General features: G+C 63.7%; 2 protein-coding genes. Both read right to left on the bottom strand.

What is annotated here, in order from left to right; all coding sequences use genetic code 11:
- Nucleotides 1-463: glycosyltransferase family 2 protein (locus AC1DVK_RS27030; protein ID WP_477627838.1), on the bottom strand; the 463-nt coding region annotated here is incomplete at its 3' end.
- Between the two features lie 27 nt (nucleotides 464-490).
- Nucleotides 491-775, bottom strand: a 285-nt coding sequence (locus AC1DVK_RS27025; protein WP_477627837.1) for a DegT/DnrJ/EryC1/StrS family aminotransferase, incomplete at its 5' end; no start/stop codon positions are given.

Here is a 775-nt window from a genome sequence, read left to right as displayed (position 1 = left end):
TCGTCCACGAGGCAGCCCTGGATCGCGGCGACGGCAGCCCTTCGCCTGAAAAGTGGAGAGGGTGTCCGTATACCAGCCCCACCGATGGATAGGCCCGGGCGACAGCCACAGCTCGCCGGAGGGACCCCGGTGTCAGCAAGTCATCAGCGTCCAGGCGCACCAGGAACTCGCCTGAAGCGGCTTTGGCGCCGTCGTTGAAAGTCTTCACGACTCCTTGATTGCTCGCATGGGCCAGCACTTGAACAGACCCACAGCTGGATGACAACTCCCGCGCGACGCGAAGGCTGTCATCCGTGGACGCGTCGTCAACGATGATGACGTCGACGGCTACTCCGTCCTGGCTGACCGCGCTTTGCACTGCCTGGCGAAGGTACCGGGCGTAGTTGAAACAGGAAATCACCACTGTCACCGTTGGCGGATCGCCACGATGCTCTCGGGCGCGCACGCGGATTCTGTCAGTCACCTGCGCTGCCCTTGCGGTCACGGCTGCTCACCGCCCCATGGCAATGCGCAGCTGGTCCACGACGTACGTCTGTTCATCGTGCGTAATCCCGGGATAGATCGGCAGGGACAGGATTTCGCCAGCCAGACGTTCGGCGCAGGGGAAGTCCCCGACCCTGTGGCCCAGGCCCGCATACGCCGGCAAGAGGTGAACCGGCGTCGGATAGTGGATTGCGGCACCTACTCCCGCCGACTGCAACCGATTGATCACCCGATCACGCTGCGCCACGCGGATGACATAGAGGTGGAATACGTGGTCGTTGCCGGCCGCGAC

It is taken from the genome of Peribacillus sp. P4_B1 (assembly GCF_056402395.1).
Note: the sequence above shows the minus strand (reverse complement) of the source record. Positions and strands in the feature narration are given on the sequence as shown.